A 239-nucleotide genomic window follows, 5' to 3' on the forward strand; every position below is an offset into this window, starting at 1 on the left:
ACTCACTGTCAATCCAGAGATGAAAAGAAGATGCATTTCCATTTCAACACCTCCTTGACGGCGGTTGGAGTAGCCAAGGCCGCCCACTACCTGGACCAGGACGTAGAACTAAGAAATGGATTTTCTTTAGCTAACGTAAAGACCTCGTATTTCAATGAGCTGATACTGGATTTATTTTTATCCAACTTCGAAATCGACCCAGAACTGGAAAAAAATAAATCTGCCTTGCAAAGGCTATT

At 41.8% G+C, this 239-nt stretch carries 1 protein-coding gene; it reads left to right on the forward strand.

Going from position 1 to position 239, the window contains the following annotated elements; all coding sequences use genetic code 11:
* Positions 1-30: 30 nt before the first annotated feature.
* On the forward strand, positions 31-239 hold a 209-nt coding region (locus FRY97_RS23070; protein ID WP_211356977.1), incomplete at its 3' end, for a hypothetical protein.

It is taken from the genome of Phaeodactylibacter luteus, assembly GCF_007993045.1.
Taxonomy (GTDB): domain Bacteria; phylum Bacteroidota; class Bacteroidia; order Chitinophagales; family Saprospiraceae; genus Phaeodactylibacter; species Phaeodactylibacter luteus.